Origin of the sequence: Rhodothermus profundi (assembly GCF_900142415.1) — a bacterium.
Lineage (GTDB): Bacteria > Bacteroidota > Rhodothermia > Rhodothermales > Rhodothermaceae > Rhodothermus > Rhodothermus profundi.
Map to the genome: position 1 here is coordinate 134,125 of NZ_FRAU01000005.1, position 22,436 is coordinate 156,560.

General features: G+C 60.1%; 15 protein-coding genes. 9 read left to right on the plus strand and 6 right to left on the minus strand.

The annotated features are described in order from the left end of the window. Positions 1-67: 67 nt before the first annotated feature. Positions 68-3,268 carry a S41 family peptidase gene (locus BUA15_RS08570; protein WP_072715566.1) on the plus strand — a complete coding sequence of 1,067 codons (3,201 nt, stop codon included), beginning with the start codon at positions 68-70 and terminating at the stop codon, positions 3,266-3,268. Between the two features lie 15 nt (positions 3,269-3,283). Beyond that, a complete protein-coding gene (locus BUA15_RS08575) occupies positions 3,284-4,024 on the plus strand; it encodes a TIGR01548 family HAD-type hydrolase (protein ID WP_072715567.1) in 741 nt (246 codons plus the stop codon). Between the two features lie 59 nt (positions 4,025-4,083). On the opposite strand, the gene BUA15_RS08580 is transcribed toward BUA15_RS08575, so the two are convergent. Genes BUA15_RS08580 through BUA15_RS08595 form a run of 4 tightly spaced genes read right to left on the minus strand, consistent with a single transcriptional unit; the run spans position 4,084 to position 10,188 of the window. Beyond that, positions 4,084-4,581 (minus strand): DUF2231 domain-containing protein, encoded by a 498-nt coding sequence (locus tag BUA15_RS08580; RefSeq protein WP_072715568.1) that lies wholly within the window; start codon positions 4,579-4,581, stop codon positions 4,084-4,086. A gap of 11 nt (positions 4,582-4,592) precedes the next feature. Then, positions 4,593-5,873 carry a TolC family protein gene (locus tag BUA15_RS08585; protein WP_245771987.1) on the minus strand — a complete coding sequence of 427 codons (1,281 nt, stop codon included), beginning with the start codon at positions 5,871-5,873 and terminating at the stop codon, positions 4,593-4,595. After that, positions 5,860-9,000: an efflux RND transporter permease subunit gene (locus tag BUA15_RS08590; protein WP_072715570.1), complete on the minus strand. Its 3,141-nt coding sequence runs from the start codon at positions 8,998-9,000 to the stop codon at positions 5,860-5,862. Before BUA15_RS08590 ends, BUA15_RS08585 begins: the two co-directional genes overlap by 14 nt. Positions 9,001-9,003: 3 nt before the next feature. Next, the gene (locus BUA15_RS08595; protein ID WP_072715571.1) at positions 9,004-10,188 is read right to left on the minus strand and encodes an efflux RND transporter periplasmic adaptor subunit; all 1,185 of its coding nucleotides are present in this window, start codon (positions 10,186-10,188) and stop codon (positions 9,004-9,006) included. Between the two features lie 171 nt (positions 10,189-10,359). Between BUA15_RS08595 and BUA15_RS08600 the strand changes: the two genes are divergently transcribed. Then, a complete protein-coding gene (locus BUA15_RS08600) occupies positions 10,360-11,046 on the plus strand; it encodes a response regulator transcription factor (RefSeq protein WP_072715572.1) in 687 nt (228 codons plus the stop codon). Positions 11,047-11,049: 3 nt separating this feature from the next. Continuing rightward, entirely contained in the window at positions 11,050-12,525 is a 1,476-nt protein-coding gene (locus BUA15_RS08605) for a sensor histidine kinase (protein ID WP_072715573.1), read from the plus strand. Between the two features lie 41 nt (positions 12,526-12,566). Here BUA15_RS08605 and BUA15_RS08610 read toward each other — a convergent pair whose 3' ends face one another. Next, positions 12,567-13,850 carry a PQQ-dependent sugar dehydrogenase gene (locus tag BUA15_RS08610; RefSeq protein WP_072715574.1) on the minus strand — a complete coding sequence of 428 codons (1,284 nt, stop codon included), beginning with the start codon at positions 13,848-13,850 and terminating at the stop codon, positions 12,567-12,569. A gap of 471 nt (positions 13,851-14,321) precedes the next feature. Here BUA15_RS08610 and BUA15_RS08615 point away from each other — a divergent pair, with 471 nt between their 5' ends. From BUA15_RS08615 to BUA15_RS08635, 5 genes are all read left to right on the plus strand, one after another. Next, positions 14,322-15,341 (plus strand): carboxypeptidase-like regulatory domain-containing protein, encoded by a 1,020-nt coding sequence (locus BUA15_RS08615; RefSeq protein WP_072715575.1) that lies wholly within the window; start codon positions 14,322-14,324, stop codon positions 15,339-15,341. Next, on the plus strand, positions 15,338-16,831 hold the full coding sequence (locus tag BUA15_RS08620) for a sigma-54 interaction domain-containing protein (RefSeq protein ID WP_072715576.1): 1,494 nt from the start codon (positions 15,338-15,340) through the stop codon (positions 16,829-16,831). The genes BUA15_RS08615 and BUA15_RS08620 overlap by 4 nt, the downstream gene beginning before the upstream one ends. Continuing rightward, the gene (locus BUA15_RS08625; RefSeq protein ID WP_072715577.1) at positions 16,810-18,528 is read left to right on the plus strand and encodes a serine/threonine-protein kinase; all 1,719 of its coding nucleotides are present in this window, start codon (positions 16,810-16,812) and stop codon (positions 18,526-18,528) included. The genes BUA15_RS08620 and BUA15_RS08625 overlap by 22 nt, the downstream gene beginning before the upstream one ends. Positions 18,529-18,647: 119 nt before the next feature. Continuing rightward, a complete protein-coding gene (locus BUA15_RS08630; protein WP_072715578.1) occupies positions 18,648-19,934 on the plus strand; it encodes a kelch repeat-containing protein in 1,287 nt (428 codons plus the stop codon). 46 nt (positions 19,935-19,980) lie between these two features. Further along, positions 19,981-20,751 (plus strand): DUF5683 domain-containing protein, encoded by a 771-nt coding sequence (locus tag BUA15_RS08635; RefSeq protein WP_245771988.1) that lies wholly within the window; start codon positions 19,981-19,983, stop codon positions 20,749-20,751. Positions 20,752-20,947: 196 nt separating this feature from the next. On the opposite strand, the gene BUA15_RS08640 is transcribed toward BUA15_RS08635, so the two are convergent. Next, positions 20,948-22,390: an RtcB family protein gene (locus BUA15_RS08640; RefSeq protein ID WP_072715580.1), complete on the minus strand. Its 1,443-nt coding sequence runs from the start codon at positions 22,388-22,390 to the stop codon at positions 20,948-20,950. Positions 22,391-22,436 lie beyond the last annotated feature (46 nt).

Here is a 22,436-nt window from a genome sequence, read left to right on the forward strand (position 1 = left end):
AGTAAAAAGCGCTTCCGATTGGAAATTTCGTATCTTACAACAACCTGTAGTTGATCCCCAGACGGCGATGGGAAGCCTGTTGGTTCTGCTACTTGCGTTCCTGGCGCTCGACCCCAAACCCTTTCCTCGCTACCCTGCCATCGACCCAACCGGACAGCAGATCGTCTTCTCCTATCAAGGAGACCTGTGGCTGGTCCCGGTTACCGGTGGTCTGGCCCAACGCCTGACCGTGCATCCCGCCTACGAAGCCTACCCGCGATGGAGCCCGGACGGCCAGCGCATTGCGTTCACCAGCGACCGGTACGGCCACGACGACCTGTTCGTTATGGAGCTGACCGGAGGCCCTCCCCGGCGCCTCACTTACCATTCTGCCGACGATATCCTGACCGATTGGACGCGCGACGGGCACCTGCTCTTCCATACGCGCCGCCTGTTCGTTCAGGTCGAACGCGAAGCCGAAATCCATGCCATTCCCGACACCGGCGGCACCCCGGTACGCATCCTTGATGCAACAGGCTTCCAGGCTACGCGCTCGCCGGACGGCCGCTTCCTGGCCTTTGAACGGGGCTCCAACGCGGTCTGGCGCAAAGGTTACCGCGGAGCAGCCAATCGCGACATCTGGCTGTTCGATGCGCAGCAGCGCATCTTCCGCCGCCTTACCGACTTTGACGGCAACGACTACCTGCCAGCCTGGGCGGGCCCCCGCACGCTGCTATTCCTCAGCGAACGGGACGGCACCTACAACCTGTATCGCCTGCAACTCACCGAAGACGGCATTCCTGCACGCGCTCCAGAGCAGCTCACGCACTTTAAAGGAGACGGCATTCGCTACTTCACCGTCAGCGCAGACGGTCAGACTATCGCCTTTGAGCGTCAAACCGATCTCTACGTGCTCGCTCTGCCCGAAGGCACGCCGCGCCGACTGGAAATTCAGGTTCCCTACGACGAGCGTTTCGACCCGGTCGAGCGCCGCACGTTTACGTCCAATGCAACCGAATATGCTCTTTCACCTGACGGCCAGTACGTTGCTTTTGTCGTACGCGGCGAACTGTTTTTGCGTCGCAATGACCCTGACGACCGCCGCACGGTGCGCCTGACGCGCCACCCGTGGCGAGACCGGGAACCTGCCTGGCTGAATGACTCAACGCTCGTATTCGTCTCAGACCGGGCCGGTCAGTACGATCTGTACCTGCTCCGCGCAGCAGATGCCGAAACCTCCGACCTGTTCGAAAGCCTCACCTATACCGTCGTGCGCCTGACCGACACGCCGGAAGACGAGCGTGCGCCGGTCGTGGCACCAGACGGCCAGCATCTGGTCTTTCGCCGGGGCCGCGGAACCCTCCTGCTGGCTCGCATCACAGGCGATCAGCTTCAGATTACACGCACGCTTCTGGATGGATGGGCCACCCCCGAAGACATCGCCTGGAGCCCCGACAGCCGTTGGATCGCCTACAGTTTACCCGATCTGGACTTTAACACAGAAGTTTACATCCAACCTATCGACGGGAGCCATCCTCCTGTCAATATCAGCCAGCATCCTAAACCGGACACCCATCCGGTCTGGAGTCCAGACGGATCTAAACTGGCGTTCCTGTCGCCGCGCAGCTCCGGCGATGTGGACGTATGGTTTGCCTGGCTCCGTCGGTCCGATTGGGAACGCACCGAAGAAGAATGGGAAGCACTGCAACAAACCCGACGCAAACGTGCCGACACACTCACAGGGCCGCTCCAGATCGATCTGGAGCGCATTCATGAACGGCTGCGCCGCGTAACGGCCTTGCCGGGCAACGAAGCAGAGCTGGCTATCTCTAAAGATGGGGAAACGTTCTACTTCGTGGCCAACCGGGGCGGCCGCACCCAGAACTATGAAGCCGAGGTCGATCTGTATCGCATCCGCTGGGATGGTACGGAGCTGAAACGGCTCACCGAGAACGATACCGATCCGCGTCAACTGCGGCTCAGCCGCGATGGGAAGTACCTGTTTTTCCTCCGTCCCTCAGGCCAGATTGTGCGACTCAATCCCGAAAATGGCCGTCAGGAGACGCTTCGCTTCGAAGCCCGCATGACCATTGACTATCGAGAAGAACGCCGGCAGATTTTTGAAGAAGCCTGGCGCACGCTGGCGCAGGGCTTCTACGATCCCCAGTTTCATGGCGTCGACTGGCAGGCCCTGCACGACAAGTACCTCCCCTGGGCCCTGCAGGCTTCGACAAACCGGGACTTCCGAGACGTTTTTTCCTGGATGCTGGGCGAGCTGAACGCCAGCCACCTGGGTCTCTTTGGACCAGACCGCACCGAAACGCAGCGCGAGCGCACCGGGTTGCTGGGCGTAGAGGTCGAGCCGGTGCCCGAGGGGGTGCGCATTCGGCACGTCGTGCCGGGCGCTCCTGCCGACCGTGAGGACAGCCGCCTGCACGTCGGCGAAATCATCACAGCCGTCGATGGTACCCCGGTATCTGAAGTGGACAACTTCTACCGCCTGCTGGTCGATAAGGTGGACCAGCGCGTGCGGCTGACCGTGCGTGCGCGGGACGGCCAACGTCGCACGGTGGTTATCCGACCGGTCGGCTCGCTGCGCCAGGCACTCTACGAGGAATGGGTAGCCAAGCGGCGCGCGTTAACAGAACGCTACAGCAACGGCCGCCTGGGCTACATTCACGTGCAGGGCATGAACTGGCCCAGTTTCGAGCGCTTCGAGCGAGAGCTGGTGGCCAGTGGCCAGGGCAAAGAAGGGTTAATTATTGACGTGCGCTACAACGGAGGCGGTTGGACCACCGACTATCTGTTGACGGTCCTGACCGTACGCCGCCATGCGTACACGATTCCGCGGGGAGCGGCTGCCCGGCTGGACCTTCCCCATCGCCGTGCATTTCGCGCCCACTATCCCTTCGGCGAACGTCTTCCCTTTGCAGCTTGGACCAAACCGGTGGCGGCCCTCTGCAATCAGAACAGTTTTTCCAATGCGGAAATTTTCTCCCATGCTTTTAAAAACCTGGGGCTGGGACCGCTGGTAGGTACGCCTACCTTTGGCGCAGTCATTTCGACCGGCGGCGTGCGGCTCATAGACGGCTCGTTTGTTCGCCTTCCGTTCCGTGGCTGGTTCGTCTACGCTGACGACACCAACATGGAAAACGGTCCGGCTATTCCGGACATCATCGTCGAAGAAGCCCCTGATAGTAAAGCGCGGGGTGAAGACCCCCAGCTTCGGGCCGCCGTCGAAGCTCTGCTGGCCCGCATCGATGCTCGCCCGACCAATCCCGCTCACTAAATACAGCAAACGGCTATGCCTGCGATGATTCGGGTCATCTTATTCGATATGGATGGCGTGCTGGTCGATGTGTCGCGCTCCTACCGACGCGCCATTGAGGAAACGGTTGAGCACTTTACGGGACGTAAAATTACGCCCGCCACGATTCAGCGTTATAAAAACGCAGGCGGCTTCAATGACGACTGGAAACTGACGCACACGATTATCCTCGACATTGGCATGCAAGTGCCCTTCAGCCGCGTGGTGCAGGAGTTCCAGCGTCGCTATCGGGGCGAGCACTGGGACGGATTTATTGCCCAGGAGCCTCCCTTGATACGGACCCAGACGCTTCAGCACCTGCGTAAGCAGGGCTACCTCATGGGCATTGTTACGGGACGGCCGGAAGCAGAGGCGCGTTGGACGATCGAACGCTTTGGATGGCAGCCCTACTTTCCGTTACTGGTAGCGATGGAACACCAGGATGGCCGTGGGAAACCCGATCCGTACCCGATCCGACGCGCGCTGGCCATGCTCGAAGCCGTCGGGTTGGACATTACCCCCGCTGCGGTGGTCTATGTGGGAGATTCAGTGGACGACATGGTGGCTGCTCAGGCGGCTGGCGTCTTGCCCATTGGGGTTATTCCACCCTATTTAGACGCGGAAACGCACGGAGCTCTGCTCCGCGAACGAGGCGCCCGCTACCTGCTCTCCCGCACCGACGATCTGCCAGAGCTACTGGCCGAACTGGAAACGGCCCCTATGCGCCGCGCTTCTTAAACAGCGCTGTTCCTTAGCGGCCCACCTGAGCACCCGGCAAGCAGCAGCATGGCCACCGCTCAGTCGTCTTCCTCCTCGCCTGCCTCGGGCCGGGGTAGCAGGGGCCGACCGTCTTCCGTCTGGACCGCATCGTTCCTGATTTCGGGATGGCTGATGCGGCCTCCCTGGTTGGCTGCATAGCCTACCACGCCGAATACCACGGCAGCCAGCACAAGCAGGGCGGTGCGCCAGGCCGGTGCAATCGGACCGCGGCGCACCAGAGTGCCCAGCGAAAGCACGCCCAGCGCAATGGTCAGGTAGGCCGCCAGCGATCCACTTTCCTCATGGGCTTCTAAAGCGGCTTCGGAGCGCCCCAGCGTTTCCACCAGTTCCTCAGCCGCCTCTCCAGAGAAATACGCAGCGACAGCTCCCAGGCCTGCCAGCACAAACAACATCAGCGCCACCCGCACAATGGACTCTTCCCGACGCCAGGCCCCATAGAGCCCCACAAGCAGTCCCAGCAATACCGCAAACAACGGCAGGTGGTTTGTTAGCAGGTGTAAATGCGCAGCGTTCATGGCTCAACGTATTAAGGGTTCGTGAAGGTTAACTCGCGTCCCAGGAATCGCTCCAGTTCAATAAGCTGTTGGTAGTAGTCGCGAAGCGCCTCATAATAGCGCTGCTCGCTTTCCAGCACGAGCCGCTGCGCGTCCAGCAGTTCGATCAGACTGACCTCCCCCAGGCGGTATCCTTGCCGGAGCCGCCGCAACAGCTCGTGAGATCGGCTGCGAATCTGGCGCGCGTACCGCTCAACCACAATGCGAGCTGCTTCATAGCCATGCCATGCCTGCTCCGCCTGCTGTTTGAGCTGGAGCCGCAGGTCCTGCAGCTCCCATTGTCGCGTGGTGTACTGAGCTCGCGCTTCCTGCACCCGCCCTCGATACCCGGGCAAAAACCCCAGCGGCAACGAAAACCCGACCTGCACCCCAAAAAATCGATACCCGTGGCCATAGTCCTGGGGATAGAGGTCCAGTTGCAACTGCGGCAGCAGAGAAGCACGCGCTTGCCGAACCGTCATGCGCGCAGCATGCACGCGGGCCTGTTGGCGCCGGAGCTCAGGCAGTCGGTCCAGCCGGGCCAGTACTTCCTCCTGGGGGATAGTCACGGCCACGTACCGCAGCGTATCGGGAAAAACAAGGTCATACCGCTGGGCTTCGGGATCAAGCCCGATTGCCCGAAACAGCGCATAGCGCGCCTGCAAAAAGTCGCGCCGTGCGATTTCCAGCCGCGAGTGCGCGTCGGCCAGTTGAATTTCGGTGCGCCCCACTTCCAGATCGGTAGCCAGCCCGGCTGCCACCCGAGCCTGAGCGGCCTCTTTAAGCTGGCTGAGGAGCGCTACCTCTTCCTCCCGCAGATGCACCAGCTCCTGGGCATAAAGCACTTCGGTATAGGCACGCTTTACCTGCGCCCGGATATGCGCAGCCAGGGCCTGCAGCTCGGCCTCCAGCGCCTGGCCTTCCAACCGATTGGTTTGCAATCGATAATAGACAACCAGAGGAAAGTCAAACCGTTGCACCAACGTCCAGCGCTGTTCGGCAAACGTGCGGTCACTTCCTATTCCCTCGCGAAAGAAGTAAAGCTGCGGACTTTCGATGCCGTACGCCTGCAGCCGGCGTCCGCGCAGCACATCCTGCCGGGCGCGAAGCGCTTGCAGTTGGGGATGGTGCTGCAACGCCAGGGTCAGGGCTTCTCGAATGCCCAGCGTATCTGGAGCGTCGTCTGCTGCCGACCAATCAGGTGCAGCGCTGAGCAGTATCCCCAATCCAAACAGCCAGGCTAACATTACCATCTCCGGGTTACGTCCGAGCATGAGCAGGCGAAGGCGTAGCCACCTGCCCGTCTTCCTCCCATTCCGGTTCGGGGCCACGGGGCGGCCGGTCGTCGCGCTCAAGCCAATCATAGATGGTCGGCAACACGCGCAGCGTGAGCAGCGTGGCCGTAATCAGCCCACCGATTACGACGGTCGCCAGCGGCCGCTGCACTTCAGAGCCCGGCCCGGTATTAAAAGCCATCGGGACAAAACCCAGGCTAGCTACCAGAGCTGTCATCAGCACCGGCCGCAGCCGATCTGTAGCCCCCTGCAGTACGGCCGCTCGCACGCCCATTCCCTGCCGTCGGAGGGCATTTAAATGGGCAACCAGCACCACGCCGTTCAGCACAGCTACTCCGAAAAGGGCAATGAAACCAACGGCTGCCGAAATCGACAGATACATGCCCCGCAACCATAAGGCAAACACGCCACCGGCCAGCGCCAGCGGCAGCACGGAGAGAATCATCAGAGGGTAGCGCATCTGCCCGAACATCAAGTAGAGCAGCCCGATAATGATGAGCAGCGCAAGCGGCACCGCCACATACAAGTGGCGCATGGCCCGTTGCTGGTTTTCAAACGTGCCGCCATACTCCAGAAAAACCCCGGGAGGTAGTTGCACCTGCGTTTCAATAGCCCGCTTCAGATTCGACACATAGGTTCCTATATCGATGTCTTTGATGTTGATGCCCACAACCAACCGCCGCCAGCCATTTTCACGGGCGATCTCCCGGGGGCCTTCTTCGGCTCGGATATGGGCCACCCGGCGCAGGGCAATAGTACCACCGCCCGGCAGCGCTACCGGCGCTTCCATGATCGCCTCAAAGTTATTCCGATAGGCTTCCGGAAAGCGCACCACAATGTCAAACCGTCGCTGCCCTTCAAACACCTGTCCGGCCGGTGCACCGCCCAGGCCGGCTTCAATGACCTGCTGCACCTCTTCGACGTTCAGGCCAAAGGCGGCAATGGCTTCGCGGTCAATTTCAATGTTCAGATAGGGTTGCCCGGCAAACTTCTCCACGTAGAAATTATCCGTACCTGGCAGATCGGGTAGCAACCGCGCGATGCGCGCTGCTATCGCCGCCAGGGTGTCCAGATTTTCGCCGTACAGCTTGACGGCAATGTCGCTTTTGACGCCCGAGGTCAGCTCATCGACGCGCATGGCGATTGGTTGCGTGAAGTTATAGGCCAGGCCAGGCTCCGTCTCAAGGAAGGGCCGAATCTGTTCGATAATTTTCTCCTTGGTCATACCGGGCCGCCACTGGTCGCGGGGCTTGAGAATGATCCAGACATCGGTCTGGTGCACGCCCATCCAGTCGTTGGCCAGATCACTGCGACCGGTTTTGGGGACAACGGTTTGAATTTCTGGAATATGCCGAATCAGCTGTCCGGCCAGCCAGTTGGCATTTTCCACCGAGGTTTCGAGCGTAACGCTGGGCATGCGCACTTCCTCAATCAAAATGGAGCCTTCATCCAGCTCGGGCAGAAATTCAGTCCCCAGAAAGGGCAGCAATGCCAGGGCTCCCCCGAATACCAGCAACGCAACGGCCAGGGTTGTCTTGCGGCGATCCAGACTCTTTTCCAGAAAGCGTCGGCAGCGCGGGCGCAGCCAGTCCATTACGTAGTTGCGCCGCAGGCGCACGCCTTTCCTAAACACCAGTGTGGCAACGGCCGGCACGTACACCAGTGCCAGCAGAAGTGAGCCAAATACCGCCGATGCCACGGTAATCGCCATGGGCCGGTAGAGAATGCCCTCCATGCCGCGGAAGGTGGCAATCGGCACATAGACCATCAGAATTATCAGCACCCCGAAAAAGATCGGCCGGGCCACCTCATGCGCTGCCTGACGCAAAACCGCCCATCGCCTCTGCCCTTTAGGCTCCTGCTCTAGCCGGTGCACCATGTGCTCGATCATCACAACCGAGCCGTCGACGATCATGCCAAAATCAATGGCGCCCAGGCTCATCAGATTGGCAGCCAGCCCAAAAGCCCGCATGCCAATAAAGGCAAACAGCATGGAAAGCGGAATGACCGAGGCAACGATCAGCGCGCCCTTGATTTCTCCTAACAACAACAGCAGTACAGCAATGACCAGAAAGCCGCCTTCCAGCAGGTTCTCTGTGATTGTGCTCGTTGTGCGTTGAATCAGGTCGGACTGGTCGTAGAATTTTTCGATGCGAACGCCCGGAGGCAGCCGGGGATTGATTTCCTCAATCTTTGCTTCGACGCGTCGTATGACTTCGCGGCCATTTTCACCCCGCAGCATCATCACGATGCCCGTGACGACTTCTCCCTTTCCATCCTGCGTAACCGCTCCCTGACGGATCTGCCGTCCCAGGCGCACCTGGGCCACATCCCGCAGGTAGATCGGCCGTTTGCCGCGTCGCGCTACAATAATGCGTTCTAAATCGTCCGTGCTTCGGATTTGCCCGAAACCGCGAATAATGTACTGCTCTTGATTATGCTCCAGGTAGTTCCCACCCGAAACACTATTATTGCGCGCAATAGCCTCAATGATGTCGCGCAGGCTTAAGCGAAGCGCGCGGAGCTGCTCTGGATCAACAATGACCTCATATTGCTTAACGAATCCCCCAAAACTGTTTACTTCAGTTACCCCAGGCACCGCCCGAAGCTGGGGCGCAATGATCCAGTCCTGGATTTCCCGTAGTTCGGTGAGCGAATAGCCGTCGCCGCGCACCACGTACTGGTAGATTTCACCCAGCGCTGTTGAGATGGGTCCTAACTGGGGTGGGGAGACATCAGGGGGAAGCTGATCGCGCACGTCCTGCAACCGCTGGGCCACCAGTTGACGCGCAAAGTAAATGTCGGTCCCCTCTTCAAACTCAACCGTAACCGCCGACAGGCCAAACTGGCTGATCGAGCGCACCTCCCGGACGCGCGGCAGCCCTGTCATGGCGGTCTCAATCGGAAAACTGACCAGTTGCTCCACATCGTAAGGAGAGTAGCGACCGGCCTTGGTGATAATGAGCACCTGGACCGGCGTTACATCCGGCAGCGAGTTAATGGGAATGCGCTGAAGCGCTACCACTCCTCCAAAGGCCATCAAGGCCACCAGGCTCAACGCGACGAACCGTTGCCGAAAGCTAAAGTCGATCAGGCGGTGCAGCATGGCTTACTCCTCGGCAAATTCAGCATAGCGCATCAGCGCTTTCAGACTGAAGACCGGATGGACGGCTACCACCTCCCCTGCTCGAACTCCTTCCAGCAGCAGCGCCTGTCGCGCATCGGTACGCCACACGGTAACGGGGCGCACTTCATAGGCGCCGGGCGCCTGCTGCACAAAAACAATGGCCTGCTGCCCGTCGTACGTCAGGGCCTCCAGCGGTACGATATAGACCGGGCGAGGCGTCCGCAGCCGAATCCACAGGCGCACGCTCTGTCCGGGCCGCGGCCATCCCTGCCGGGTGTCCGCCAGAATGTTGACAACCACCGCGCGATTCTCTGGATCAAGAGCCGGATTGATGGTATGCACCTCTGCCTGGAGGGTCAGTGAATCAGGAACTTCTAGCACCAGGGTGACGGAGTCGCCAGGCTGCAGCCCGAGTGCATCGTCGGGTGACAGAAAGCCTCGAATGTGCACGCGGGTCGGATTAACCAGGGTCATGAGGGTCTGATGCGCACGAACCGCCTGCCCTAACTCCACCTGGTGCTGGTCTACGTAGCCATCAATGGGAGCGCGAAGCGGGAGCAGAGGTCGCTCATGCTGTCCCCACTGCTGAGCGGCTTCGGGTGTAATACCCAGCGCCCGCAACCGCACCGCAGCCGCCTGGCGACGCGCCTGCGCACGCAAATAGTCGGCTTCAGTCTGATCCAGCGTGCTCTGGGGCGTAAGTTGTTCGGCCACCAGTTGGCGAAGGCGCGCCACCTGACGTTTTAGATAGGTCTCTTCTGCTTGCGCCTGCAGAAAAGCCGAGACCAGCTCGGCAAACGAAAGGCTCTCCAGCTCCAGCAGCACCTGACCGGCTTCTACCCACTCGCCATCGTGAACATGTAGGCGCACAACCCGCCCGTCGATAGGCGTAGCTACCTGAGCCATCCGACCCGGCGCCGGATATACTTCACCCGGTATGCTGACCGTGTACGTAGCATGCCGATAGGCCACCGGAACGGTCTGCACCTGCAGCACGCGCCGCTGCGCCGAATCAAGCCGCACAATGCGCGGGGCGGCCGTCTCTGCAGCCGACTGCAGGGAAGGGGGGACGCCAATGGTCCCTGGAAGCAACGCCTCCACCGGTGCCTTCTGGCAGGCACTCACGCTCCACAGCAACAGCAACCACGTAAAGCCTGATGTACGCATTGAAAGGTCACTTCAATACCATAAACAATGTGCTACTAGAATCGAAAAATTTTCTCTTTTAGTTCTTAGAAAACCCTTAAGGACACCTGAGCCTTTTTTTAAAAGTGGGCGACACGAGGTCTAAGACAAGCGCTCTGCGTATAACACAAAAAACAGCCAGCTTTTACGGCAATGGTGACCCCCATCCTTCTGGTTGAAGACGAAGCCGAGATGGCTTCTTTGCTCCAACAGGGGCTGGAGGAAGAGGGCTATACGGTTGAATGGGTGCTTACCGGCGAGGAGGCGTTGGCGCGTCTGGAGCGCAAGCAACCGGCCTTGCTGGTGCTGGACGTCCGGTTACCGGGCATGGACGGCGTCGAGGTATGCCGTCAGGTACGCAGCCGCTGGCCAGCCCTGCCTATTCTGATGCTAACCGCGCTCGATGCGGTAGAGGATCGGGTTCGAGGTCTGCGGGCAGGGGCCGACGACTACCTGCCCAAGCCTTTTGCTTTTGAAGAACTGCTGGCCCGCATGGAAGCCCTTTTGCGTCGAAGTGCGCATTCCCCGTCTCGCCACGTGCTCCGCGACGGTTCGCTGGTGCTCGACCTGCGCGCCCGCACGGCTTCCTGTGGCACTCATCCGCTTTCTCTGTCCCCGCGCGAATTCGATCTGCTGGCGCACTTCATGCAGCATCCGCGCCAGGCCCTTTCGCGCCTGCAACTGTACCGCGAAGTGTGGGGCCACGACTTCGACCATGGCACCAATCTGGTTGAAGTCTACGTCAGCTACCTGCGCCGAAAACTGCAGGAGGCAGGTTGCCGGAGTCGCATTGTGACCGTCTGGGGTAGAGGCTATCGGTACGAACCGGCTGAAGAATAACTCATGCAGACACGCGCGCGTCCATCCTTTCATCGGCGGCTGCTTGTGCAAAGCGGCGGCACGCTGATCGGCGCCCTGGCTTTGCTGGGCTTGCTGGCCTGGTTTGTCGCCTACAGTTGGATCAATGAAATGGCGCGGCTTCCGCTGCGCACGGAAATTCAGCTCGTTGCCAGTCGCATTGTTCAAAAAGGGAAGTTAGTCGTTACGGCCTATTACTGGGACGAGCCGCATCATCGGCTGCTTGAGCGGCACGTGGATCCCTACTTCTTGCAGGTCTTCGATGCCCGAGGGCGCCTGGTGCATCAATCAGAGAATATTTCGCGGCTGTCCGATCGCTATCCGGAAGTGCTGCTGCATCCTCCTGTTGCGCACGAACCCTTCTGGCAGCCGCTGCGCACGTTTCAAGTAGACACCTATCGACTGTACTATCTGGTCTATCCGCTATATGATGCCGAGCAACGCTATCTGGGAGCGATTCAGGTAGCCCGCCTGGAGCCAGGTTTCATCTCGCTATATCGTCAGCTTGGCGTGGGCATTTTTGTGATCTGGCTGCTACTCTCCGGCCTGATCCTGGGAACACTGAGCGTCACCAGCCGGCGCGTTCTTCGTCCGCTAGAACAACTGGCCCAAAAGACGGCCCATCTTTCTGCAGATCGCCTGCATGAGCCAATTCAGCTTCCCGAACCCCTTGATCGCGAAACGGCCCAACTGTTGGAAGCACTCAACCAGCTCATGCGCCGCCTGCATCAGGCGTTTGAGGAGCTGCGTCGCTTTACGGCTAACGCGGCACATGAACTGAAAACGCCGCTGGCCATCCTGCAGGGCCAGGCCGAACTGGCGCTGCGCCGCCCTCGCTCTGCAGACAGCTACCGGGAAACGCTGCGCAAGATTCGCCATCAGGCCGAGCAGATGAGCGTCCTGGTGCAACATCTGCTGTTGCTGAGCCGTCTGGATCAACCCGGCACCTCGTTCCCCTTTGCGCCCGTCGACTTTGCTGCCCTGGTCGCTCGGGAGCACGAACACTTTGCGACCCGGGCTGCCGACCGAGGCGTTGCGCTCACTGCCTCGTTAACGCCCGACGCGCTGCTTTACGGGGTCGAAACGCTGCTGCAGGAAGTGGTCCGCAACCTCCTGGATAACGCCGTTAAATACACGCCGCACGGACGCATCCACGTTACGGTTCGAAAAACCAAGACGCAGGTCATCTTTGAAGTTCAGGATACCGGAGTCGGCATTCCACGCGATGCCCTGCCCCACGTCACCGAACGCTTTTACCGGGTGCCTTCCACCACCACTGGCATCGAGGGACATGGCCTGGGCCTGACCCTGGTTGCCCGTATCGTGGCGTTGCACCGGGGCCAACTCACGCTGGAGGCTGAGCCGGGCCAGGGGACAACGGTACGCGTTGTTTTGCCGACCGGCGCCGTTGCGGCCCCAGAAGCCCCTGCACCTGTTTCACTGGACGGCAACGCTCGTTGAGCAAATCCCGGTTAGAGATCGCTTCAGGAAGTAAAACCCCTTCACGTTCCCTGGTACAGCACGCGCCAGATGCGGCCGCGCCGCGAGTCGCTAATGTAAAGCGAGCCGTCCGGTCCGATCGCCAGCCCCATAGGCCGATGCCGGGCATCCCCTGTGCTTCGGATCGTGTCCGTCCCGGCAAACCCGTCGGCAAACACTTCCCAGTCGCCGGCCGGCGTACCGTCGGGGTTCATAGGCTGAAAGACGACGTTATACCCGGCCTGGGGCAGGGGCGCACGGTTCCAGGAACCGTGAAAGGCGATGAAGGCCCCCCCTCGATACCGCTCAGGGAACTGCGTGCCGTCATAAAAGATCAGGTCGTTGGGTGCCCAGTGGGCCGGATACGCCACGATCGGATCCTCAAACTGGTCGCAGCGCCCGACCGTTTTTCCGTCGCCTCCATACTCAGGAGCCAGCACCTTCTTGTTCTGGAATGGGTCGTAGTAGCAGTAGGGCCACCCAAAGTCATCTCCCTCGTCTACCCGGAAAAACTCTTCTGCCGGCAGGTTGGCATTATCTTCAGCGTCAAAATATTCCGGCCAGAGCGTGTTGAGCTGGTCACGCCCATGCTGCACCACATAAAGCGCGTTGGCAAAAGGATTCCAGGCAATGGCCACTGCATTGCGGATGCCGGTCGCGTACCGCGTACCATCCGCCTGCCGCTGGCCCAGCACATCGGCGCGAAAACGCCAGATACCGCCGTAGCGCTCTAGAAGGGGACAGGGATCCATGCCGGGTACGCCGCGCTGCCGATCTCGCGCCTGGCAGGCATTGGAAGGAGCCCCGATGTTTATGTACACATAGCCTGCTTGATCAAAGGCAAAGGTCTTGGCCGCATGCTGCCGCCGCTCCGGCAGCCCTCCAGCCACCAGCTCCGGAGGCTCCTGGGGCAACAAGGCACCCTCGATAAGCCGGTAGCGCAGCAATGCCGTATCCGGCGCAAAGTAAAGATATCCATTCCAGATATCGATGCCGGTCCCCGGAACCTCCCCGAAATAGGCAATAAGGTCGGCCCGGCCATCGCCCGTGGTATCGCGCAGGGCCGCAATGCCATGGCCGTTCTGCAGACGCATCAAGGCCACATAGATGTCTCCGTTGTCGCGCACAACAATGTGTCGCGCACGCCCAATGTTGTCGGCGACCACCAGCGCGCAAAACCCTTCGGGCAACGTGAGGCCGCCATTGTCTGGATCGCACGCCAGGCGTTCTGGAACGGGCTGGCTGTTGGTTCCATTACACCCGGCCAGCAGTAAGCTCAGCCATAGGTGCACCGCGAAACGTTTCATAACTCCCGGTCTGGTAGGCCATTTATTCCGCTCCAATATACAAATCTTTTGATTAGTGTCCCGGAGCGCCGCCTTGCCACGTCTTCCTCTGAATGCGCAGCGCAAAGAATAGCGCGCCTGAGACGCTGCGCCGCCAGCTTACGTTTGCGTTCTTTCCTCGAAAATCTAAACCTTCGTCCGATAACAGAATCATTGAAGTGGAATACGTGGTGAAACGTCCCCATCTGATAGTGGCTCTCGGCTTAGATGCTCTGCTCACGCAAGCACGCTGCAAAAATTTATGCATACCAAATTACGTCAAAATCGTCTTCTCTGGCGTCCACGCCAGCGCTGCCTGAACCGACCTTTCGGCAGCGGGCGATTTTCTTCCGGTAGTCTGGCTGCGCACTGCCCCCAACCCTTGTCCTGTCTCAGCCCAGTTCGTATCCTGACGCGAGAACAGCGGTGCAGCTCTTGAGCCTGCGTGTTGCTATGCAGTGGATGCCAAGGCATTACCTGCTTATACTGCCTGGCCTGCTCCTGTGGGCCGGATGCCTGGGTGACCTGCCCCGAGACAATCCTCTGGATCCGAAATCGGACCGTTATGAGCCGCGGGGCCGTCTGGAAGGCTGGGTTACTCGGCTTTATCCGCCCTATCCCCCGCTGGCAGACGTCCCCGTACGCCTGCTCCCCGCTACCGACTCGCTCCAGGAAGGAAGGCTGGCCTATACAGGACCAGACGGGCGCTTTGTCTTTGAGGCACTTCCGCCTGGCTCGTACTACCTGCAAGTCCAGGCGCAAGGTTTTCGGGCGCTCCAGGACACGCTGCGGGTTGCCATCACAGCCGGTCAGACGCGCACCGTAACGCTTCGCCTCAACGCCCTGCCTCGCTTCACTGCGTACGCAGCCGTTACCGTCCACATCAGCCGCTGGTGGCCTGCCACCGATCTGTACCGTCTGGAAATCGAAGCCATTGTTACCGATCCAGACGACGTGCGCGACGTGATGCGCGTGTGGCTGCACATACCTGCGCTAAATTTTGCCGACACGCTTCAGGCCGTCCAACCGGCCGGTCGCTTTTTTAAAGCGTTGCTCCAGCAAGAGCTGCCGGTAAATTCCTTGCACGACCTGTTAGGCTACCCATTGTACTTGGGTGCCTATGACCGCACAGGAGACACAGTCTACACCCCTGCGTTTCAGCTCGTCCGAGTCATCGAAGACGTGCCAGTCGCGTTGCGTCCACGCGGGCTGGCTACAGTCGACACTACTCGCCCTGTACTCCGGTGGGAACCTATTGCGCTACCCTTCTCCTTCACCTACCGCATTGATCTGGTGCGGCGCGAGGCAGACCTGGACATTCCCGTGCTGACCCTTACCGGTCTGCCGGCATCCCAAGATTCCATACGCGTGCCGCAACCGCTGGCCTCCGGCGTATATTACTGGACGGTTTCTGTGGTCGATACTTTTGGTAATCGTAGTCGCTCTAAGGAAGCAGGATTTCAGGTGCCATGAGCGCTCCCCCGACCTCCCGAACTTCACTGGAAGCCCTGGTCGAAATTGCCCAGACGATCAACACGCTTCGCGATCCGGAAGCGGTGCTGGAGAAGGTGCTGGAAATTGCCATGGAGACGCTGGAAGCTGAGCGTGGCTTTATTCTGCTGAAGGCTCCGCAGCACCCTGAAGGCTTCGCTATCCGAAGCCAGCGCAACTTTACCGAACGGCAACTGGGTGAACTGGTACGCATCTCGACCAGCGTAGTGCATGAAGTGCTCCGCCGCGGGGAACCCGTACTGGTCTACGAAGCCCAGCAAGACGAACGCTACGGAAAGGCGGAAAGCATTGTGGTGCAGCGCATTCAATCAATTGCCTGCGTCCCCTTGCGCATTAAGGAGCGACTGATCGGGGCCATTTATCTTGATAGCCTTTCGCAACGTGGCCGCTTTACCCGGGACAACCTGCCTTTTCTCGAAGCCTTTGCCCACCAGGCAGCCATTGCGATTGAAAATGCCCAGCTCTACCAGAGCCTGCGCGATGAAAACCGACGGCTGCGTAGCGAAATCCAACGGTTGCATGGCTTCGACGAGATTGTGGGCCAGAGCCCGGCCATGCGGGAGGTGTTCGATACGATGGCGCGCGTGCTGGACACCGACGCGACCATCCTGATTGAAGGGGAAAGCGGCACCGGTAAAGAACTGATCGCGCGCGCCATCCACTATAACAGCGAACGCAAAAACAAACCTTTCGTCGTTGTTTTCTGCGGCTCCCTCCCCGACGAGCTTCTGGAAAGCGAACTGTTTGGCTATAAGAAAGGCGCCTTCACGGGCGCGCTGTCCGACAAAAAAGGGCTCTTTGAAGTGGCCGACGGAGGCACGGTGTTTCTGGACGAAGTCGGCGACTTGAGTCCCCGCATGCAGACGGCCCTGCTGCGCGTGCTTCAGGAAGGTGAGATTCGACGCGTGGGCGACACCCAGGTGCGCCGTGTGGACGTCCGAGTTATCTCGGCCACCAACAAACCCCTGCGTGAGCTGGTGCAGCAGGGCACCTTCCGCGAAGATCTCTACTACCGGCTGAACACTATCCAGATCACGGTCCCCCCGCTGCGCCACCGACGGGGTGATATTCCCCTGCTGGCCCATCATTTCCTGGATAAGTATGCCGTCAAAAAACGAGCCCACATTAAAGGGTTTACGCCGGAAGCCCTGGAACTAATGGAACGCTACCACTGGCCCGGCAACGTTCGCGAACTTGAAAACACCATCGAACGCGCCGTTGTGCTGGCGCGCGGAGAACTGATCACGCCGGAAGATCTGCGGTTGCCGGAGTTGCCCGACGCGCAGGATCCTTTCGAGCCCGATCTTCCCCTGAAGGAAGTTGAGCGCCGCGTTGTGCTGCGCACGCTCAAACGACACGGGGGCAACATTTCCGAAACGGCGCGCGTGCTGGGCGTGTCGCGTCGCTGGCTGCATTATAAACTGAAGGAATGGGACGTCCAGAACGCATAGGTGATCTGCAACCCTTTGCGGAGCTGGCTTCCGGCCCCACGGCCACGGTTTACAAAGCCTATCAGGCGTCGCTGGATCGTTTCGTCCTGCTCAAAATTCTGCGGCCGGAACTAGCCGACGATGCCACGTTCGTGCAGCGCTTTGAGGAAGAAGCCCGGCTGGCTGCGCGCGTCCAGCACCCAAACGTCGTAGCCGTTTATGCTTTTGGACGGGAGGGACCGCACGTCTATTTCGCTACCGAGTTTGTCGAAGGGGTTTCGCTGCGCGAACTCCTTACGCGTGGCCCCCTGCCCCCTGCCCTGGCCCTATACATCGCTGCCGAAGTTGCCCGTGGCCTGAAGGCGGCGCATGAAAAGGGCGTGCTGCACCGCGACCTCAAACCGGCCAATATCCTGATTTCCTTCGAAGGCCAGGTCAAGCTGACCGACTTCGGCATGGCTTCCCTGCTTACCCAGGGGGGGCAGGGGGAAATACGAGGCACGCCCGGCTACCTGGCCCCGGAACAAGTGCTCGGAGAAGCGCCCGGACCGGCTGCTGATCTATTTGCCCTCGGCGCCACGCTTTTTGAAATGCTGACAGGAGTTCCGGCCTTTCCTGGCGAAGCACCCGGCGAAATCTTCGATGCCTTGCTCCATCACGATCCTATCCCCCGCCTGCGTTCCCTTGCTGCCGTGCCGGAAGAGGTAGTAGCCCTTTGCGCCCGCTTGCTGGCCAAACGGCCCGAAACGCGCTACGCAGATGCGGCTGCGCTGCTTAAAGACCTGGAAGCCTTGCGCCATCAACCCGACCTGCATGCCACCGCCGAAGACCTGGCTGCCTATGTCGAAAATCCCGAAGCCTTTTTCGAGCGAGCTGCCTCGCCTGCTCCTCCGTCAACACCGCCCGCTACTCCCCGTCCCACACGTCGACGCCAATGGCTGCCAGGCGCCGCTGCCGCTACCATCGTCTTGCTTGGCCTGGTGCTTCTGGTATGGCAACTCCAACCCCCCGATCCGAACAATGCGGCCCCTTCCGCGTCGGCTTTTTCTCCCCGACCACCTGCTCCGGCAGAGTCGCTGACGGCTCCGTCCTTTACCGAACCACGGCCGACCGAACAGCACCCTCAGCCCGACACCCTGCCCCAACGCATTGCCGAGCAGCCTGCCGCTCCCCCGCCACCTGCTCCCCCTGAAGTGGAGCAATCGACCACCGCAGCCACCGACACCGCCCGAGCCACGCTCGGGCCGCCTCCTCCCTCCAATCTATCCCCGGAACCCGCCCGGCTTCGTCTGGAGGTTACGCCATGGGCCTATGTAATGCTGGAACACGCCGAGGGGCTCGACTCGCTGGGCGCCACGCCCCTGGATTATCCCCTGGAACTTTCTCCCGGCAGCTATACGCTCCACTTCTATAACCCAGAATTTCCGCCTTATCGACTGAACCTGGCACTTCAGCCAGGCCAGGACACCCTGGTTGCGGTCTCACTCTGGATGCAGGTTGCCCGTCTGTGGCTGGAGGTCCATCCCTGGGCCCATGTGTACATTGATGATCGGTACTACGACGCTATCCCTCCCCAAGAACAGCCGTTTATCCTGCCGCCCGGATTGCATCGCCTGCGGCTGGTGCATCCAGAACTGGGTGCCTATGATACGCTGCTCCAGCTTCAGGCGGGTACCGAGCAGACGTTGCGCATCGATCTACTGCAGCGACGTCGATAGCCGGAACACTAATTGTCTAACCAATGGTGTACATGCCAGCTTTCTTCAGGAAGTACCTTATTTTTTGCGCAAAACTTGCGCAGCCGCTGCCACAACGGTGCGCAAGAAATAGACATGCCATGCGGGTCCTGATGTTATGCAGTCTGGTGCTGATCGTGCTGCCGGTGCGCGGGCAGGTCTGGCGCGAAGTGCCCCCGATGCCAACGCCCCGGTACGCAGCCGCTGCGGCGGTATTGAACGGCTACCTTTACGTAATCGGCGGGATCGGTGCAGACGGTGCCTTGCTAACTACTGTTGAAGCCTACGATCCGGTTCGCCGCACCTGGATCCGTGACCTGCCCCATCTGGATGACCCGCGGGCCTATGCAGCGGCTGTGGTGCTGAACGGTCGCATCTATCTGATCGGCGGACTGGAAGGAGACACGCTGGCCCACGCTGAAGCCACCGACGATGTGCTGGTCTTTCATCCGAAAACAGGTTGGGAAGAGGTGGCGTCGCTGGAAGAGGCGCGCTACGGCCTAGTAGCCGTAGCTTTCAAAGACCGCATCTATGCAATTGGGGGGCTGTCGCGCGAGGCACAAATGGTTGATCGAGTGGGCAGGCAACCGGTCCCCCTGAATACGATTGAAGTCTATGATTCGCAACAAGATGAGTGGCAACTTAGAGCCCGTCTACCACATGCCGTTGCGTTTGCAGCCGCAGCACTTCTGGGCGAAGATATCTATGTTTTTGGCGGGCTCAGCAAAAACATTCCGGTCGCCTTGATTCAACGTTTTCGCCCGACCACCAGCGAGGTCACGCCTTTAGGCGCTACCCTCCCCCAGGTATGGTGGGCTGGAGCCGCCCTGCCCTATCAGAACAAAATTATTCTGCTTGGAGGACTTGGTGACCGGGAAACCCCGTTGCCCAACGTTTATGCTGTGCAGTTCATGGAGAGAGCTGCAGAGTTTCGCGAGCGTCCTCCCCTGCTGCAAGCTCGCCTTAGCTTTGCCGCCGTGGTGCATAACGATACCGTGTTTGTTTTTGGAGGCCTGAATCAGCGCGACGGTTATCCGTTGCGTACGGCTGAAGCCGCCGCTGCGGCCGTCCTGACGCCGCGGGAAGCTCTTACCTTACCTGCCGACTTTGAGCTGGCGCTGCCTTATCCGCAACCGTTCCGCGAGCAGGTTACCCTGACGTTTCGCGTCAGCACGCGTTTGCCCGGTGCGCTGGTGCAACTGGAGGTATACGACCTGCTGGGACGCCTGGTCACCCGGCTGCTGAATCAGCCGCTTCCGCCGGGCCAGCACACGCTCTTCTGGACAGGTCTTGACGCAGCGGGACATCCCGTGCCCGCCGGCGTTTATCTGGTACGTCTGCGGCAGGGGCCCTACCAACATGAACGTCTGCTGATTCGGACTCGCTAAACGTATGCGCCGGGCCGTACGCTGTTGGCTATTGATCCTCGCAGGAATGCTGCCGAGCTCATTCGGTTATGCCCAGCCGATTCCCAGGCCGGCGCAGCTCCTTCAGGCAGTCTGGCAGGCCTATCAGGCGTTGGACTACGACCGGGCCGATAGCCTGGCCCAGCGCGCTCTTGCCAACTACCGCCAGTTTACTCCAGACCAACTGGTCGAACTGCACACGGTGCTTGCGCTGGTGGCCATTTCGCGCAACGAAACCACCGAAGCGCGGCGCCACTTTGAAGCAGCCCTGTCGTTGAACCCCGGCCTTCAGCTTGATCCGGTGCTGGCCTCCCCCAAGGTCCGGGCTTTCTTTGAAGAAATTCGCCAGGAAATGCACGCTGCCCCGTCGGTTGCTGCTTCGCCCGAAGGGGTTATTCGCTACGTAGTGCAGCCAGATCTGCGACCTGCCGCCGCCCTGCGCTCGTTGCTGGTGCCCGGCTGGGGCCAACGCTACAAAGGGCAACGCCTAAAAGGATGGCTCCTGACCGGAAGCTGGGGGCTGCTGCTCGGAAGCAGCCTTACCGCCCATCTGCAGTACGAACGCGCCCACAACCGCTACCGGCGCGCAACCAATCCCGATGACATTGAAAAGCGTTATCAGACAGCCAACCGCTGGTTTAAGATCCGCAATGGATTGCTCATGGGGCTGGGCGCTGTATGGGCATATAGCTATCTGGATGCGCTGCTTTATCCTGTTCCTACCGCTCCCGATGCGCCGGTTGTGCGCCCTCACGTCTCAGCGGCCGGCGCCGGCCTGAAAATGCGCTGGCACTTCTGAAATGCGCACGCGCTGCGCCGCCGCGTTGCTTGTCTGCACAGCCCCCGGTCGGACTATATGCTTTTACATGCCTTCCTGAATGGCATGCTCTTTGTTTTATCACAGAACAGGGGGGTGATCGACCCGTCCCGCGCCGGAAGCCGGGATGAGGGAGCACGCGCAAGGGGATCCCATAACGGGATCCCCTTGTAGCTTTTCATCCCTTGATGCATCCGATGGGTCGAAGTTGCGCCACTTTGCGTGAGATACCTGCCTGATGGCACACCTCAACCACTTCCGCTACATCCTTATAGGCCTCCGGGATTTCCTCATTAATGGTTCGCAGGCTGGCGCCGCGCACAATGATCCCCTGGGCACGCAGTTCGTCGGCAACGCGGCGTCCACTGGCTACCTTCTTGGCCTTTCTTCGACTGAGCTGTCGGCCAGCTCCATGACACGTGCTGCCAAAAGTCTCTTGCATGGCCTGTTCCGTGCCGATCAGCACATAAGAGTAGCGGCCCATATCGCCAGGTATCAGCACGGGCTGTCCTATGCTTCGATAGGCGGCCGGAATTTGTGGATGCCCTGGCGGAAAGGCCCGGGTGGCACCCTTGCGATGCACGCAGACGCGCCGCTGCTCGCCATCGATGGTGTGTTCTTCAATCTTGGCAATATTATGGGCGACCTCGTAAACCGTCCGCAGCCCCACCTCTTCTTCTCGCATGCCCAGCGCTTCGGCAAACGCCTTGCGCGTGTTATGTGCAATGATCTGGCGGTTGGCAAAGGCGAAATTGATGCCGCAACGCATGGCCGCCAGGTACTGCTGTCCTTCTGGTGAGCGCAGCGGCGCGCAAGCAAGCTGGCGATCGGGCAGGCGAATGTGATATTTGGCCAATGCGCGGTCCATAATCGCCAGATAGTCATCACAGATCTGATAACCAAAGCCCCGGGATCCCGTGTGAATGATAACGGTCACCTGTCCGGGAAAAAGCCCTAGCACCCGGGCGGCTTCGTCATCGAAAATTTGCGCCACGTAGCCGACCTCCAGGAAGTGGTTGCCCGAGCCCAGCGTACCGAGTTGATCGCGACCGCGTTCATAGGCGCGTTCCGACACAGCATCCGGATCAGCGCCCTCCATGCGTCCGCTTTCCTCAATAAAGGCCAGATCTGTTTCGGAACCGAAGCCCTGACGTACGGCCCAGTGGGCCCCTTCGACAGCCACGCGCCGCAGCTCCTGGCGCGACACTTTGAGCGCTCCGGCAGCCCCAACCCCTGTAGGAACCCGCCGGAAAAGAATATCGACGAGTCGCTCCAGGTGGGGAGCCACCTCCTCATAAGTCAACCGGCTGGCCAGTAGCCGCACGCCGCAGTTAATGTCGTAGCCCACCCCTCCGGGCGAGATTACCCCTTCTTCCAGATCAAATGCGGCCACGCCGCCAATGGGAAAGCCATAGCCCCAGTGAATGTCGGGCATCGCCAGCGAGTACTTGACAATACCCGGCAAATGGGCCACGTTGACCGCCTGCTGGGGCGCCTGATCTTCCTTTAGCTCGCGCAAGATCCTTTCGCTCGCATAAATGCGGGCGGGCACCCGCATGCCACCCGCTTTAGGGATTTCCCAGAGATAGTCGTGCACCTTGACAAAGCGCAATGCCGCCATGGCTGTTTTCTTTCCATTAGAAACGCAGCTTTCTTTTTAACAGCCT